The organism is Collinsella ihumii (assembly GCF_030385545.1).
Lineage (GTDB): Bacteria > Actinomycetota > Coriobacteriia > Coriobacteriales > Coriobacteriaceae > Collinsella > Collinsella ihumii.
On record NZ_JAUEIQ010000003.1, the window covers coordinates 216258 to 233090 of the forward strand.

The following is a 16833-nucleotide window of genomic DNA, read 5'->3' on the forward strand; positions in this document are numbered from 1 at the left end:
TCGATATGCAGCGCTACGCATTTCCCTCAGACGGAACCGTCGCCCAGCCCTTTAGGGCCAAAAGTCCGCCTGCCTCCCCTCGTACGATAAAACATAAGGTCATCCCTCAGGGTATCATGCGCGTCGCGCCGGTTGAACACCCTGGAGGATGAACGGCCGGCAGAAGCGGGGCCCTTCATCCCTTGCCGGATATATTCTGGCCTCGAGCGATTGCAGAACCGGAGGCGCAATCTGACTTATCCAGAATTGACGCGCTCGTCGAGCAGATGCGCTAGAATGCGACCCTGCGCGGCAGCCGCCGCGCGCAAGATCGAGTCCCGAGGAGACCCGCTATGTACAAAGCGAAGCAGATGATCGTGATGCGCCGCGACCTCAAGATGCGCAAAGGCAAGATTGCTGCTCAGGCGGGTCATGCCTGCGTGGAGGCAGTGCTGCTGGCGCTCGTGCGCGATGGGCGGCTCGACGACATCCGCGTTGCGGGCGACGAATGGATCGAGCTCGCGCCGACGCCCATGGCTATGGAAGATGCCGTGTTCGACGCCACGACAGGCGAGATCGGTGCGCCGGCGGCCGCTATATCGCCGCTCGAGGCGTGGTTTTCTGCGGGCGTCGCGAAGGTGTGCGTGTACGTCGACTCCGAGGAGGAGCTGCTCGATCTCGACCGTCGCGCCCGCGAGGCCGGCTTCATCTCGGCGCTCGTGCGCGACGCCGGCTACACCGAGTTCCACGGCGAGCCCACCTACACCTGCCTGGCTCTGGAGCCGCTCTACCCCGAGCAGGTCGATCCGCTGACCGGCGAGTTGCCGCTGTTTTAGGTTGCCTCCGGCACAGCGCGCGAGAACCTTGGCCGGCAGCCGATCGACCGTTCGCGTTCCGAAAAGGACCCGCGCGCCACGATATACAACCTGGGGTGTAAGCTTTCGGTAAGACGTCACTCCTCAGGAGAGCCCCATGTTGCGCGCCCGACTCATAGCCATGCTTGCGCTTGCCCTGGCGCTTGCGCTTACCGGCTGTGGCGACTCGGACAAAGATGCCGCTCCTGAGATTACGTATGAAAGCGCGCAGGTAGCTGAGCCTGAGGAAACGCCTGTCGATGAGTCTGACGGCGCGGAGGTAGTCGAGGAGCCTGACGCTGTCGAGCAACCGCCCGAGGTCTCCGAATCGGGCCCTGAACCGCAAGAACCCTTGCCCGAACCTGCTTCCGAGCAGCCTCAAGAAGAGCAACCGCAGCCACAGGGCGTCGCATACCTTACGTGGAATGCAGCGCAGTACCCCGACTACTACACCGTCACCGGTGCGGCCGCCTATGATCCCGCAGTCGTACCTGGAACCGTGGCCTACCTGCCGCTCGATCGTTTGGGTCGCGCCACCGGCGTTGTCGCCTGCATCACGGGCGCCCAGCGCGCTGTCGCCCGTGACGACACTCGCGACGATGACGACGCCGTGGACGATGACCCCGTCGGCTGGCCACAGGACAATCAGATCGCCGTGGTTCCCGGCATCACCGAGCAAGATTACAAGGGATACCTGTGGAACCGCTCGCATCTGCTCGCCCACTCCCTCGGCGGAAACGCCGCCCGGGAGAACATCGTCGCCGGCACGCGATGCATGAACGTCGGCCAGTGCGATAATCGGGGCGGCATGGCGTACTGCGAGTCCCGGGCACGCGATTACCTCGACAGCCATCCGAACGGCTGGCTGTACTACGCGGTCACGCCCGCATACGAGGGGTCAGAACCCATCTGCCGCGGTCTTTGGATCGACATGCGCTCCGATGACGCGTCGATCGACCAGCGCGTTTTCGTGTTCAATGCGGCGAATGGGTACCAGATTGACTATACGGGCGCATCGGCCGTCGGCTACAGCTCGACGACCGTCAAGGCGGCGCCGGCAGAACCCGTGCAGGAGCAGACGCCGACACAGGACGCCGGCGCCGCAGGACCGGAAAGCCCGAGCGCCACGTACGTCCTCAACACCAATACCGGCAAGTTCCACCTGCCGTCATGCTCATCGGTGGACCAGATGGCCGACCACAACAAGCAGGAGTTCACCGGCACCCGAGACGAAGCCATCGCCCTTGGGTACGATCCCTGCGGGCGCTGCCACCCCTAATGAAAGTTTGGGGCCTGTCCCGGGCTTTCATGTATAGGGCTTTCGGCTTTCCCTCCCGTCGCAGATGCCTCGGGACCAAAAACGCGACTTTTGAGATATCTCACTATATTGATGGGTTTATCGGAAGCTGAGGCGAGCCGTTTTTATGCACTACGGGCCGCATCGCAGCAGGTAGAACCACTTGCTTATCCATTCGGATAAGCTACGCTTCGTTGCTTAGTTGATAACCCTCTCAAAAGTCGTGTTTTTGGTACTGACCCCTTCGCCACACATTCCCAGGCTTGCTATGAAAGTTTGGGGACAGGCCCCAAACTTTCAGGATTCCGGAACCCATGTCCCAATTCTGTCCCAACGGGCAAAACAGCTTGTCCCAACCACGAAAAAAGGTCACCGGATTGAACCGATGACCTTGAAGTTCTTGGTCGCGGGGGCAGGATTTGAACCTACGACCTCCGGGTTATGAGCCCGGCGAGCTACCAGACTGCTCCACCCCGCAATGTCTGGTTGCGCCTCAGCGCAAGAAAATATATTACGAATGCGCCTCCCGTTCGGCAAGTGGAATGTGGCAGTCCGCCCGTATCTCCACATGGCCTGCATATTTGATACCAGCACGCCCTATTCTCCCGCGTACAGACGCAGGCTCACGATCAGCTGCACAACGAGCGCGATCGCCGCGGCAATCCAAAGCAAGCCATAGCCCCCTGCTCCGAGCAGCATGCGGCCGAGCGTGCTGCCGATGCCGCCGCCCACGAACATGCCGAAGCCCGTAAAGCCGGTGCACAGGCCCGCATGCTGGGCATCCAGCCCGAGCGCGCGCGTGGCGAGCGTCGGCTGCACCATGATGTAGCCCGCGCCCAGCAGCACCGCGGCCACGAGCGCCGGCACCCACGACGCCGTCGCCTGCGCGGCAAGCAGCAGCGCGATCGAGCAGAGGCCCGCGATTTCGCCCAAGGCGAGCGTCCGGGCGACACCGATGCGCCCGGCCAGTCGTCCCGTCAGCGTGCTGCCCACCAGGCATGCGAAGCCATAGCCCATCATCAGAAGACCGGCCTGCATCGCATCGAGCCCGCAGCGCTCGGCAAGAAACGTTCCGAAGAACCCGTAGACGCCCAGGAAAACCACGCCGGTTGCCAGCGCGGTGCCGTACACCTTGCGACCGACACCGAGCACCAGATGCCCGCTAAGGCGAACCATGTCGACAAGACCGGCGCCCTGTGCGCCGGCGGCACGCGCCGCACGATCGTCGGCGGATTCATGCAGCCTGCTCAGTCCCAGCAGCGCGATCACTCCCAGCACCGCAAAGCTCATAAATGCCACACGCCACCCGACAAGCCCCGTGATGGCGCCGCCCAGTCCCGCGGACAGACCCTGCCCCGCGTACGTGATCCCCATGAGCAGCGCAATCGCACGCGGGCGGTCCTCAGCGGAAACCGCATCTCCCGCCAGCACCTGCGACACGGCGATGATCCCCGCGGCAAAACAGCCGGTTATGACGCGCGCCACGATCAGCATCTCCAGCGACGACGCCATCGAGCACAGCACGGTCGAGAACGTCAGGCCGCACACGATGATGCGCAGCATGCGCAGACGTCCGACCTTGTCGCCCAGCGCGCCGCACACAGGCTGCAGGCAGCCATACGGGATGAGATACGCCGTCAAGATGATCGTCGCCACCGACGGGAGCACGCCGAGCGTGTTGGCGATAGACGGGAGAGCCGGGGATACGAACCAGTTGTCCGCCGCCGACACCAGGCCGCAAAAGCCCAGTGCCATGACCGTCCCCCGTTGGCGAGCATCCATGCAAACACCTTCCGACTTCAAGCAGCTGTCAGGCGCACCAGCGTCCGGCATGCACAGTATTCAGACTATTCTGCATGGTAGCAGACTAATTGTTAGGTATGAGCATGACCTGCAAAGAGTCGGGCAACTTTAGCCAGAATCACACCTCGTAGCGGCAGGCGGTTATCCAGTCGGCGCTCTTCGGGACCCGTCTCCAACGGACCCATAGGTTGGAACGAACCCGTCCCCGACGAACCCATCAGTTCTTGCGCGCGTCGAGCGCCTCCTTGAGCGCCTCGACATCTTGGCTCGTGTGCTTGGCGCGACGGAACAGCACGAACACGAACACGGCGAGCACCAGCCAGATACCCACGTACGCGCCGATGACATATGGCGCCGCGGGCAGCACCGTCGAATAGACTTCAGACAAAATCGGATCCATCGTTAGCCCTCCTCAGGTCCATCGGTTCGAACCGCCGCCTCGGCATGCGCGCGCAGGCGCTCGAGCGCCTCATCGGCCCGGGCGCGCTGCGCCCAGGCGTCCTGCTCCTCAAGCTGCTGCTTGAGCTCCTCGACTTCCAAAGCGTCCATGTTGATGCGCACCGCGATGCGGTAGAGCGCGAACGCGACCATCAGCATCCCGAACAGCCCGAGAAGAAACGGGATGAGCATCATGGGCGGCAACCCGCTATCGGTGCGAAACACCACCGGGTGGATCGAGGTGGGGACCAGACGCGTAATCAAAAACGAGATCGGCGCATCGATAAATGCCACCACGCCGAACACCGCGCTGAACCGCGCACGACGCTCTGGATCATCAAAGGCGTTGCGCAGGATAAAGTAGCCGATGACCAGCAGCATCAGGATGAAATACGTCGTCAGGCGCGGCTCCCAGGTCCACCAGACGCCCCATTCGAAATAGGTCCACAGATCGCCCGAGATCATCGTGGCGACGATGAACACGAGGGTGATCTCCATGGCCGTCTTGGAGCGCACGTCGAAGGCGCGGTCCCTGGTCATCAAAAAGCGGATAGCGAAAAACGCCGCGAACGCCATGGCGGCAAACGACGCGACGGCCACCGGCACGTGCAGATAGAAGATCTTCTGCGACAGCAGCAGCTTGGTGGTGACCTGCGTCCCCGCAATGATGACCGGTTCGGACAGTTGCGCACCCTGCACCAGCGGCGCCAAGGTGAACGTCCACACGACGTCGACGACGGTCAGAAGCACGCCCGCCGCAAGCAGCACGGGCGTCCAACGTTCGAGCGCACGCCCGAACGCCCCGGTCGTCCCCTTTCCTGTATTCAACGGCCCCTCCCCCTACCTGGAGTTATCCGCCATGAACATGCACGCCCTATAGTAGCCCATTTGCCCGCGCGCCCGCCCGTGACGGCGGCGAATCGCACGCTTTTGCAGAAGGCCCCTGCGGCAACCCCTAGAAAATGCAAATTGGGGACGTACCTTCCGCATGCACGCTTGCACACCGAATAAGTGTCATTCGCATGCAAGAAATATATGCAAAAGATATATCCTGACGCTCCCAACCTCTGGAACATGCCCAAGGGGTGTCCTCGATATGCAAATAACAGGTACGTCCCCCATATGCAAAAGTGCATAGGGGGGACGCATCTTTGGTGCGTTGTTAGGCGTCTAGGACGAATTCGTAGAGGCCCCAGGCGGCTGCGATCATGATCACGTCGTAGGCCGCAGCCAGCGCACAAGAGGTCCAATAGGCGCCGAACGTGCCCTCGACGCCCAAAAACGCGGTCGTGGTCGCCGAGACGCACGCGTAGAGCAGCGGAAAGATCACGGGAATGAACAGGATCGCCAGCAGCACGTCGCGCCCGCGCGTATCGATGGCAATGGTGGACAGAAGCGTGCCCACGCCCGCCACGCCGACGGTGCCCACGGCGAGCGGCAGCGCGATCATGGGTGTCGTCGCCGCCACATCCGCGCCGGACAGGAAGAACAGGAAGAACAGCGGGATCACGATGATCTCGACCACAGCCAGAAACAGAAGGTTCGACATCGCCTTGGCCAAAAAGATCACGGAGCGGTCGACAGGCGCCAGCAGGATGCCCTCGAGGCACCCCGACTCGGTCTCATGCGAAAAACTCCGGTTGAGGCCCAGAAGGCTCGTGAACACGATGAGGGCCCACAGCAGCCCGCCGGCAAACGACACCACCTGCAGGCCGTCCGCCACCTGCGAAAGCGCCGCACCGTAAATCGTCAGCACGAGCAGCGCGTAGACGACCATGGACGTCAGCATCTCGCGGGTGCGCAGCTCCTGCCGGATGTCCTTCATGAGCAGCGCGCGAAACTGCGAGAACCCCGAAGGCGGCCGCGATACATGGGAACGCTTCATCTAGGCCACCCCCATCCCGACGGTCGCCCGGTACAGATCCTTGAACGCAGAGGCGTCGACCTGCTCTTTCTCGGCGAACACGACGACCTGGCCGCGCGCCAGGATCAGCGCGTGGGTGCACAGCTCGAACCCCCGGTCCAAATCATGGCTCACCATGATGAACGTGCGCCCCACGCGAACGCGGGCGATGAGCCCGTCGAAGAGCTCGGCGGCGTGGGGGTCCAGGCCGGAATAGGGCTCATCGAGCAGCACCAGCTCGGGATCGTTGATGAGTGCGCGGGCGATCGACAGGCGCTGCTGCATGCCGCGGGAAAACGTGCGCACGCAGTCGTTGCGGCGGTGATCGAGCTCCACCAGGCGCAGCAGCTCGTCGATACGCGCGCGGTCGGGCGCCCCGTACAGGGAACTGAAGAACTCGAGGTTCTCGCGCGCCGTCAGGTCGCCATAAAGCATCGAGGTGTGCGAGATGAGCCCCACACGCGATCGGAGCGCGTCGGCGTCCTCCAGGGCGTCGACGCCCAGCAGGCGCAGCGAGCCGCGCGTCGGGCGCGAAAGCAGGGCGAGCATACGCAGCAGCGTGGTCTTGCCCGCGCCGTTGGGGCCGAACACCGACAGGAACGCGCCGGCGGGCACCTCGAGATCGACCCCGTCCAGGCCGCGGCGGTTGCCGAACTGCTTGACCAGGCCATGCGCCTCGACGGCCAAACCGGCACCCGGCAGGGGCGCCTCCCCCCTACCCACGACGAGCCTCCTCGCGTGCGCGTTCATCGGCGGCAAGCAGCGGCGTTGCGCGACGCGGCAGACATGCGAGTGCGATGCCCGCAACCGCCACGCCGGCGCCGATCCAGTTGAGAAGGATGAGCGGATTGATCTTCACGTGGATGGAAAGCGACCCGTCGGCATTCACGCCCTGGAACGCGACGAACAGGTCCTCGAGCGGCGTCGTGATCACCGCCGCGTTGAGCGTCTGCTGGCTGGTGGCCGCGGAGACCTCCATGGACGGGGCGATATGCCCCAGCTCGCGACCCGACCGGTCGTACACGGTCATCCCGACCGCGCGGATCATGTTGTCGGTCGCGTCGAACGAATCCTCGGTGCCGCCGTCGAACGTCAGAACGTAGTCGCCCACCTCGACGGTCTCGTTCGGCGTCGCGGACACATCGAAGGTCCGCTCGGTCACGTACATGGTCGAACCCACAAGGCCCGCCAGGGCGATGGCCACGCCCAGATGCGCCAGATAGCCGCCCGCCTGCGCCGGCGAATGACGGAACAGGTTCACGAGCGCCAGGGGCGCCGCCTCGCCCTTGTTGCGAACGCGGGCCGACATGCCCCGACCAAGCAGGTACAGCGAGCTCGTGAACAGCAGCGATGCCGTGAAGAAGCCCAGAATCGTCCACGCGAAGTAATACAGGGCGGGACCCTGCTCGGTGTATGCGGCCGCCTGGTCGCCGCCCGCGGCGACGACCTCGTTGTAGACGGGCACGAACTTCGTTACGAACAGGACCATGAAGCCGCAGAAGATCACCGCGCCGGCAATCGCGGGCACCCGCATGTTCCTCGCGAACGACGCGCCGTCGGTCTTGCGCCACCCGAGCATGGGACACACCGCCATGAGCAGGCAGAACAGCGTTCCCACCGGACGGGCGACCGCGTTGTACACGCCCGCGGGGATCACCTGCCCGCCGAGCGGCAGAAAGCTCGGCAGCGAGCTCGAGATCGTAAGGTAGGCGCACAGCACCGCGCCCACGATCATCACGATGTTCGTCAGGTAGTACGACCCGTTCTTGGACACCATGGACTCGATCTGGTCGTCATCCTCATACGTGCCATGGCGATACACCAGGCCGATCAGAAACGCGAGACCCGCGAGCACCATGATGCCGAGGAAGAAATACGTGGACACGGGGTCCTCGGCAAAGGCGTGCACCGACTGAACCAGGCCCGAGCGGGTGATGAACGTGCCGAGCACCACGAAGATGAACGTGATGGTCGCCGCGAACATGCTCCATTTCTTGAAGCAGCCATGCTTGCGATACATCGTGAAGCTGTGGATCATCGCCACCGACGTCAGCCACGAGAACAGGCTCGCGTTCTCCACGGCGTCCCACGCCCAAAAGCCTCCCCAACCGAGGACCACGTAGGCCCACACCGCGCCGAGCGCCATGCCGATGGTGAGGAAGATGAACGCGAACACGGCGAGCCTGTCGCACAGCTCGACCCAGCGCGCGGACAGGTCGCCGCAGATGAGGGCCGCCATCGCGTAGGCGAACGGCAGCGTGACGCCCGCGTACCCGATAAAGGTCGCCGGCGGGTGCAAGATCATGGCCCAGTGCATGAGCAGCGGATTCATGCCACTCGCCGGGCTCACCAGCGTGCCGTCGGCATTCAGGTACTCGGCGGCCGTCGGCATGAAGGGGTTGTTGGATTCGGACAGCACGAGCGTCGCCGTGAACAGCGCGACGATGACCTCGGTCACGCCGAGCGCCACCGAGGAGAGGTCGTCGGTCGCATGCATGCGCTTCCAGGCGACTACCGCAGCGTAGACCGAGATGAGCCAGGTCCACAGAAGCAGCGAGCCTTGGCGGCCGGCCCAGACCGCCGACACCTCGTACAGCGGCTTCAAGGGGCTGTCGGTCACCGGATAGTTGGACACCACGTATGCCAGGCTGTAGTTTTCGGACAGCATGCACGCGAGGATGATGGCGATGCAGCCGGTCAGCATGAGCGCGTTGGCGAACACCAACAGATAGCCCGTGTTCACGAGGCCCTCGCGCCGCAGCTTCACGCCTCCGATAAGGCAGACGGCCGCCGCAAGCGCCACCGCGAGCGCCAGGACCTGCAGCGCATTGCCAGCCATTGCAATCATATGGGATGCCCCCTGTTCCCCTTGCCCGTCATGGCACGCACCGATGCCGCGGCGTCACGCCCCTGCCACGTGGCACAAGACCCGCAGCGCTGCGCGCCAAAAAGCGTTATTCGGATACCGCCTCGTCGATGGCCGGTTGCTCGCTTGCCGTGAACGTGCCGTCCTCACCGAGCGCGCCGGATACGACCACGGCCGTGCCGTCGACGATGGCGTCGTCCAGACCGCCGTCGTAGCGCACGTTGAGCGTGGCGCCCTGGGACTCGATCGTGAAGCGATAGTCGGCATCGACCGCTTGGATGTCTCCGCGCACGTAGCCGCAGATCTTGGTGTCCTTGCCCACCATGGCATCGCCCTGGTCGAGCAGGCCCTTCACGGTCAGCGAGCCCTCCGCGCTCTCGTACTTGGAGGGGCACTTGGTCACCATCTCGGTCGCGTTGAGCACGCCGTCTTGCACCGTGCCCGTGCAGATGGCCACCACGCCGGCGCCGAACGTCGCGGGAAGGGCGCCGTCATAGCTCACCTGCAGCTCCTCGGACGCGTCGCCCTCCTCGGGCGCGATCTCGAACACCGCCGTCGAGCCCTCGTTTGAGATGGAGTCGGCCACCACCGAACCGGATACCTGGACTTTCTTGCCCTCGTACCCGCCGCCGAGCACGTCGCCGATGGACAGCGACGAGGCCGCCCCGCCGCTGCCTGCGATAGCGACGATCACGAGCATGGCGATGATCACGATGCCGCCCACGACCACCAGGCGGCGCTTTGCTTTCTTGTTCATGTGCACTCCAAGCACAGCATTCCTCCGGGGAATCTGTGCGCAACGATATCGTGTTTTGCCATCGGTCAAGTATACAATGGGCGCATGGCGCGATCGGGCGCGTTCGGCATGCAACGGGCGATTGAAAGAGCAAAATCATGGTTCTGGCAGTTGATATGGGCAATACGCAGACCGCACTCGGGCTGTTCGACGGCGAGGAGCTCATCTACTCCTGGCGCATGCCCACCGACCGCACCTTCACCAAAGACGAGATCAACGTGCGCCTGCAGGGGTATTTCCGCATGTACGGGCTCGATCTGTCCTGCGTGGGCACCATCGCGTTCGCCGGCGTGGTGCCTCAGCTCACGCGCGAATGGGAGGGCGTGGCCCGTCAGCTCGGCGCGGCGTTTTTGGCCGTCGGGCGCGACACGGCGCGCGTCACCGCCATCAAGGCGGACAACCCCGCCGAGGTCGGCGCCGACCGCGTCGCCAACGCCGTGGCCGCCGCCGCGTTCTACGGCTCGCCCGCCATCGTGGTCGATTTCGGCACCGCTACTAATATAGATGTGGTCGACGCCTCGGGCAGCTACATCGGAGGCGCCATCGCGCCGGGCATCCGCATCTCCATGGACGCACTCGTGGCCCGCGCGGCGCAGCTTGCCAGCGTGCCGCTCGAAGCGCCCGCGCACGCCATCGGCAGCAACACCATCGAGGCCGTGCAGAACGGCATCGTGGTGGGAGCGGCCGCCATGGCCGAAGGGCTCGTCGCCCGCATCAAAGCCGAACTCGAGGCGCCCGACGCCTATGTCATCGCAACCGGCGGCCTCGCGAGCGTCGTCGCCCGGTCGACCGACGCGTTCGATGCGGTGGATCCGACCCTGACGCTTCGCGGCATCCAGGAGATCTACCGGCGGATGACGGAGTAGCTACTGGGCCGCCGCTGCGTCTTCCCGCAGAAAACGTCGCGACGGATTCTGCGGGAACAGCCCTATCGTCTTGCATAACGACCAAAACGATATGGCTGTTTACCTCGCGTTTCTATATTGAGCGAGAATTGATATGCATATTTCGTCCGAGCTTCCCGCAGAAACCGCCACGACATCAGGCATGGGTTGAAACGAACCCGTCCCCAATCAACCCATCAGCACGCTACAGCGCGCGCAGGCTGACCGCCTCGGCAGGATAGGTCTGCTCGCCGCCCGGCGTCATCACGCAGGCGCGGCCCCATACGTCGAGCCCCGCGAACACGCCGGTGTTCATGAGGCGCCCGTTGGGAGACAGCACGGCGACCTGATGGCCGAGCATTGGCACCAGGTCGAAATACTCGGAAAGAATCGGGGCCAGCGGGCCGACCGACGCCCGGCCCTCATACACGAGGGCCGCCCACGTGTCGACGCGCGCGATCACGGCGTCGCGCAGGCGCCGGGCCACATCGGGCACCTCAACCGTGCCGGCCGCTTCCCCCAGAAGCTCGTCCAGCGACACCGGCATCAGGGCGCGCGGCGCCTTCGGCACGTTGCCTTCTGCCGGGACCTCGATCTCGACGGGATGCATGTTGACCCCCATGCCCACCACGGCAAAGGGACCGGCCTCGCTGGCGCGGGCCTCGACAAGGATGCCCGCGAGCTTGTTGTCGAACGCGGTCGGCGTGCGGTCGTCGGCATCCACGCGGGCCACGATGTCGTTCGGCCATTTGATGCCGACGTTACCCGCAAGACCCAAGCCGTGCAGCGCGTCGATGACGCCCATGGCGCATACCGCCGGCAGCGCGATGAAATGCTGCATGGGGACCTGGGGCCTCAGCACCACGGACATATAGAGGCTGCCCGCAGGCGACGCCCACGCGTGCCCGCGCCTGCCGCGACCGGCAGTCTGCTCGTCGGCGCACACGGCCCAGCCGTGCGGGGCGCCGCCGAGCGCAGCGTCGATGGCGACATCGTTTGTGGAGGGCACGGACGCCTCGAACACCAGCGGCGCCTCGTTGCCGGAAAGCATCTCATCTGCCATTACAGCGTCCCCAGCTCCTGCGTCACGTGACCGACGCGCTCCTCGGGCTCCTTGACGTCGACGCCCTCGTAGCGGAAGAAGCGCGCCGGGTCGTGGACCAGGTCCTCGAGCGGCACGAGCACGAAGTCGCGCTCGCCCAGCTTGGGATGCGGCAAGCGCAGCTTGTCGCCGCCGTGGATCTCGCCCTCCATCCACAGCAGGTCGCAATCGAGCGTGCGCGGCCCGTTGGGTTTGGCGCTCGCGGTGCGGTTGCGGCCGAGCTTGCCCTCGACCTTCATGAGCTCGTCGAGCAGGATGAGCGGCGCGAGCTCGGTGCGGATCTCGATCACGGCGTTCGCGAAGGGCTCCTGGCGCTCCTCGTAGGCGGGCTCGCTCTCATAGATGCGCGAGCAGTTGGACACGCAGGTGAGCGGGATCTCGGCGATAAGGTCCTTGGCGGCGCGGATGTTGTCCATGCGCCGGCCCAGGTTGGAGCCGAGGGCCACGAAGGCGCGCCGCGGCTGAGGGCGGGCGACCGCCCAGTAACCGTTCAGGAACTGCGCGAAGCCGGCGACATCGTGCACGCGCACCACGTTGGCGCCGGCCTGGATGGCTCCCAGGCACACGCCGAACGTCGCGGCGTCGCGGTCGGCGGCCTCGACCACGCCGGAAACGGCGCCCACGAAGCGTTTGCGCGACACGGCGCACATCAGCGGATAGCCCAAGGAGGCCATCTTGGCGGTCTCGCGCTGGATGATGATGTCCTCGTTCGTGTTCTTGCCGAAGCCCGCACCCGGGTCGATGCAGATGCGCTCGCGCGCCACGCCGGCGTGAATGAGCGCACGGGCCTGGTCGGACAGGAAGCCCATGACACGGCGCATGATGGGAGCGGAGTCGGGCAGCGTGAAGCGGCGCAGCTGCGAGGTGCTCACGTACGCCTCCTCGCGGCGGCTCGCGCGCGCCATGACGGCGGCAAGCTTGTCCTCGGGCTCCGTGGTCTCGGAGGCAGCGCCGTCGGGAGCGGTCTTGACGGCATCGGCCTCGATGGAGGCGCCGGTGAGCTGGGCGGCGACGGCCTCGGCGGGCGCCGTCTCCTCGGCCGCAGATGCAGCCGGCTCGGCAGCCGGGGTATCGCCGGCAACCGCAGCCGAGCCGTTCGGGATGTCGGCAAACGGAAGCTGGGGCTGCACCAGGCCGCCGATCAGGCGCGAGCCGCCCATGCCGCGGCCGCGCTTCTTGTTCGCGGTGGCGCCCGCAGCAGCTGCGGCCGCGGCGGCGCGGGCCTTCTCGGCCACAAACGCCGCGGCGGAGGTGTCCAGCTGCACCGCCTTGTGGGCGCGCGCCGGTTCGGTGACCTCACCCGCATGCGCGATGACCACGCCGCACTTGGTGCTCTTCACGAACTCGATCATCTTGGGATCGGTGAAGCCCGTCACGTCGTTCACGATGGAGGCGCCCACGCGCACGGCGGCCTTGGCGACCTCCACATGGCGGGTGTCGATGGACACGATGGCCCCGCGCTGGGCCAGCGCACGGATGACGGGCAGCACGCGCTTGGCCTCCTCGTCGGCCGACACCGGCGTGAAGCCGGGCCGCGTGGACTCGCCGCCTACGTCGATGATGTCGGCTCCGGCGTCGAGCATGGCCACACCGCGTGCCACGGCGGAATCCACATCGAGGTTGCTCTCGTCGCCGTCGCTAAATGAATCCGGCGTGACGTTCAGCACCCCCATGATGCGGGGACGGTCGAACTTGATCTCGTACTTTCCGCAGCGCCAAGTCTTGGTATCGTGAGCCATGAATATCCTTTCGCCGCACCGCCGCGCGATGCCCATGCGATCGATGTACACGTGCCTCTATTGTATCCAGACGCAGGAGCTCTTGTACGCGGCTCCCGCGCACCGCACGAAAAAGCAAATTGATATTGGGAGCGTTCTTGTCGTCCGAACGGGCGCGGTACAATAAACCAACCCTTGCAGAAAGGACGGTCTATGAAGCGTTTCCATAGCGCATGGCGCGCGTGCGCCCTCTCGTGCGCCCTGGTGGCCGGGCTGAGCCTCGCCCCCATCATCGCCGGGGCGACGGCAGCGGACGCGGCAGCTGCAACCGACGGCATCCTCATCACGCTCGACAGCGCGGCCTCCGCGCAGGCCCGCTCGCTGGGCGGTGACGACGTGAACCTGCTTGCCGAATCCGAGGTCGTCGCCCAGCTGGGTCAAGCAGGATTTGAGGTCAGCGACTCGTTTGAGAGCCAGGGCGGCCAGGTGGTGCTCACCGCGGATACCACAGGCGACCTGAGCGACGAGGAGGCCCTCGCCCAAGCGCGCGACATCGAGGGCGTGGCGGATGTCCAATATAACTACGTGTACCACCTTGTCGACATCATCGAGGAGGATGCTGCGAACAGCGCGGGCACGTCCCGATCCGGCGTGAGCACGCTGGCGGCCTCTTCGGTCAACGACCCCTTCGCCCAGATCTCCGATCCCGCAGAGAACAACAACCAGTACTGGCTCTACAACGCCAACCTGGACGACGCATGGGAGCAGGCGCAAAGCGACCACGACATCACCATCGCCGTGCTAGACTCCGGTGTGGATCTCGACCATGAAGACCTTGCCGACAACATCCTGACCGACCTCGCCTGGGACGCGACGCTCGAGCAGCCGCTCGCCGCGTGCGAGATCACGGACTGCGCGGGCCACGGCACCATGGTCGCCGGCGTCGCGTCGGCTGTCGCCAACAACGCGCTGGGTATCGCCGGCGCCTCGTACAACGCCGATTTGCTGCCCATCAAAGTGGTGGACAACGAGGAGCGGCAGATCACGAGCGCCGATTTGGTCAAGAGCTACGAGTACCTGTTCGACCTGGTCGACAGCGGCAAGCTCGACAACCTGCGCGTCATCAACATGAGCCTCGGCGGCTATGAGGACAGCCAGGCCAACGACGAGGCGTTCCACGATGTGATCAAGACGGCGCTCAACACGTACGACATCCTCACCGTATGCGCCGGAGGCAACGGAAACCAGACCACCACGCCCAACACGGGCAAGATGTATCCCGCGGATTTTGACGAGTGCATCTCGGTGACCGCGCTCGAATCCGACGGCACCAACCTCGTGTGGTCGGACTACAACGAGTTCAAAGACATCAGCGCACCGGGCCAGAACATCCGCACCACGAACATGAGCGGCGGCTTCTCCACGGCAAGCGGCACGTCGGTGGCCTCCCCCATCGTGAGCGGAACCGTGGCGCTGCTGTACGCCGCGGACCCCGACGCCACGCCCGAACAGGTTCGTGCCGCCCTGGAAGAGACCGCCGTGCCCGTGGTCGACGAGGAGCACGACCGGACCGAGGTGAGCGGCAGCGCCGGAGCACTGGATGCCGGGGCGGCCGTGGAGCAGCTGGTGGACGCCGTCGAGCCGGAGCCCGAACCTGATCCGGATCCCGAACCCGAGCCCGAACCCGAGCCTGAACTGCCGTTTGTCGACGTCGACCACGAGTGGTACTACCCCGCCATCGTGTACGTGTACGAAAACGACATCATGCACGGCCTGTCCGACTCGCCCCGCTTTGCCCCCAACGAGCCCATCGTGCGCCAAGACGCCGCCGTGGTCCTGTACAACATCCTGGGCAACGGTGAGAAGGCCCCCGACTGCGGGCTTGTCGATGTTGGGCAGGATTACTACACCGACGCAGTGAACTGGGCCGTCGCACACGGCTACATCAACGGATACGAAAACGTGGCGACCGGCGAGGTCACGCACTTCGGCGTGGGCGACCCCCTCACCCGCGAGCAGCTGGCGTGCATCGTGGCCAATATCGCGCGCAACGGCGATCCGTTCGGCAGCATGGCAAAGTACGAGAGCATGCCGGATCACGATAAGACCAGCTCGTGGGCCGTGACCAACGTGGTCTGGGCCATCAACAACCAGATCATCAACGGCGTGGAGCTGGGCGACGTGCGCTACGTGGCGCCGCAGAACAAGACGACACGCGCCGAGATGGCCGCGATCATGATGAACTGCCTGGAACAGGACGTGTTCTAGAGCGGGCTGATTGGTTTTGTCCGCGCTCTGGTTGGGACACGGGCGGATTTTGCGCTCCCCGGGATTTCGAACGGCCTTGTCGGGGCCGGCGAGGTTCCGGGGTTTTCTTTTGCTGAAACGTCGGCGGTTCCCGGTTGCTCGTGCGCGTTTTTCGGTATGAATTCACGATCGTGGTCAATTTGCCCATCGAACCGGGGAATGTGTGCTGGATTGTGGAAAGCGGGGCGGCGAAGGCGACTAGCGGTGCGGTAGGGACAATATAATATGTATTGTATCGGCGCGTCCGGGAGCTGCTTTTCCGCCGGGTGGGCAGGAAGGTGCGGCGGTCCTTCAATAGGCTTGCTTGAATTAATGCAAAACAATAATCAGCCGGGCGGCGCAATCCCGGTCCGATGGGTAAATTGACCACGAACTCAAAAAGATAGCGTGGGAGCGCTCGCTCGGGGCTTCCGTCTTCGCTAGCCGAGTGCGTAAAGGCGTTCCGCAGAAACGGTACTTCGGCTGGTGCAGTACCTTTAATCGGGCGCCTTCGCGCAATCCTCCTCGTGGCTTTCAGTTTTTAGCCGCAGACAACATGGATCTGTAGATGTTTGCCTTTTGCCTCTGGAACGCACGGACGCCTGAATGGCTCTATTTGGTGGCTTGCTGGCAAATGAGTGTGTGCTCGTCAGAAAAGCGGGGCCGTAAATCGGCTCTCATTGGCTCGCTTGGGTGCCGAGGTCCATTGACGGGCGGCGAATCAGATTTCCATCACCCCATAACGGACAAAACGGCTGCTATTACAAGATGAAAACTGTCCCATTTCGCGTCTGAATCGCCCTAAAAAATATGCCATCTACCTGCGGTTTTAATGATGGTGTCGATAACTGGCGATTATCTGTTCCTTACGGAAGGAGAAAGACGTATGACAGCTTGCGTCAACAGG

Annotated in this window: 13 protein-coding genes and 1 tRNA gene; 4 read left to right on the forward strand and 10 right to left on the reverse strand. The window is 64.4% G+C overall.

The window, feature by feature from the left end; translation table 11 throughout:
• Positions 1-332: 332 nt before the first annotated feature.
• Positions 333-815 (forward strand): aminoacyl-tRNA hydrolase, encoded by a 483-nt coding sequence (locus QVN30_RS04800; protein ID WP_289835644.1) that lies wholly within the window; start codon positions 333-335, stop codon positions 813-815.
• Between the two features lie 136 nt (positions 816-951).
• Complete coding sequence (locus QVN30_RS04805) at positions 952-2112, forward strand: DNA/RNA non-specific endonuclease (protein ID WP_289835645.1); 1161 nt, start codon at positions 952-954, stop codon at positions 2110-2112.
• Positions 2113-2531: 419 nt separating this feature from the next.
• Here the strand turns inward: QVN30_RS04805 and QVN30_RS04810 are convergent.
• The 8 genes from QVN30_RS04810 to QVN30_RS04845 all read right to left on the reverse strand — a co-directional run bounded on the left by QVN30_RS04810 (position 2532) and on the right by QVN30_RS04845 (position 9897).
• Positions 2532-2608, reverse strand: a tRNA-Met gene (locus QVN30_RS04810).
• A gap of 119 nt (positions 2609-2727) precedes the next feature.
• On the reverse strand, positions 2728-3912 hold the full coding sequence (locus tag QVN30_RS04815; protein WP_289835646.1) for an MFS transporter: 1185 nt from the start codon (positions 3910-3912) through the stop codon (positions 2728-2730).
• 238 nt (positions 3913-4150) lie between these two features.
• A complete protein-coding gene (locus tag QVN30_RS04820; protein ID WP_066831280.1) occupies positions 4151-4333 on the reverse strand; it encodes a hypothetical protein in 183 nt (60 codons plus the stop codon).
• 2 nt (positions 4334-4335) lie between these two features.
• On the reverse strand, positions 4336-5199 hold the full coding sequence (gene ccsA / locus QVN30_RS04825; protein ID WP_289835647.1) for a cytochrome c biogenesis protein CcsA: 864 nt from the start codon (positions 5197-5199) through the stop codon (positions 4336-4338).
• Positions 5200-5533: 334 nt separating this feature from the next.
• Positions 5534-6256 (reverse strand): heme exporter protein CcmB, encoded by a 723-nt coding sequence (locus QVN30_RS04830; RefSeq protein WP_289835648.1) that lies wholly within the window; start codon positions 6254-6256, stop codon positions 5534-5536.
• Entirely contained in the window at positions 6257-6997 is a 741-nt protein-coding gene (locus QVN30_RS04835; protein ID WP_289835649.1) for an ABC transporter ATP-binding protein, read from the reverse strand.
• Positions 6990-9113, reverse strand: coding sequence for a heme lyase CcmF/NrfE family subunit (locus QVN30_RS04840; RefSeq protein WP_289835650.1), 2124 nt, complete (start codon positions 9111-9113; stop codon positions 6990-6992). The genes QVN30_RS04835 and QVN30_RS04840 overlap by 8 nt, the downstream gene beginning before the upstream one ends.
• Positions 9114-9228: 115 nt before the next feature.
• Positions 9229-9897 carry a cytochrome c maturation protein CcmE domain-containing protein gene (locus QVN30_RS04845; protein ID WP_066831271.1) on the reverse strand — a complete coding sequence of 223 codons (669 nt, stop codon included), beginning with the start codon at positions 9895-9897 and terminating at the stop codon, positions 9229-9231.
• 137 nt (positions 9898-10034) lie between these two features.
• Here QVN30_RS04845 and QVN30_RS04850 point away from each other — a divergent pair, with 137 nt between their 5' ends.
• Positions 10035-10802, forward strand: coding sequence for a type III pantothenate kinase (locus QVN30_RS04850; RefSeq protein WP_066831268.1), 768 nt, complete (start codon positions 10035-10037; stop codon positions 10800-10802).
• Between the two features lie 223 nt (positions 10803-11025).
• Here QVN30_RS04850 and QVN30_RS04855 read toward each other — a convergent pair whose 3' ends face one another.
• Positions 11026-11883, reverse strand: coding sequence for a biotin--[acetyl-CoA-carboxylase] ligase (locus QVN30_RS04855; RefSeq protein ID WP_289835651.1), 858 nt, complete (start codon positions 11881-11883; stop codon positions 11026-11028).
• Positions 11883-13661: a 2-amino-4-hydroxy-6-hydroxymethyldihydropteridine diphosphokinase gene (gene folK, locus QVN30_RS04860; RefSeq protein WP_289835652.1), complete on the reverse strand. Its 1779-nt coding sequence runs from the start codon at positions 13659-13661 to the stop codon at positions 11883-11885. Before folK ends, QVN30_RS04855 begins: the two co-directional genes overlap by 1 nt.
• A gap of 192 nt (positions 13662-13853) precedes the next feature.
• Between folK and QVN30_RS04865 the strand changes: the two genes are divergently transcribed.
• Positions 13854-15908 (forward strand): S8 family peptidase, encoded by a 2055-nt coding sequence (locus QVN30_RS04865; protein ID WP_289835653.1) that lies wholly within the window; start codon positions 13854-13856, stop codon positions 15906-15908.
• The last annotated feature ends 925 nt before the right edge of the window (positions 15909-16833 follow it).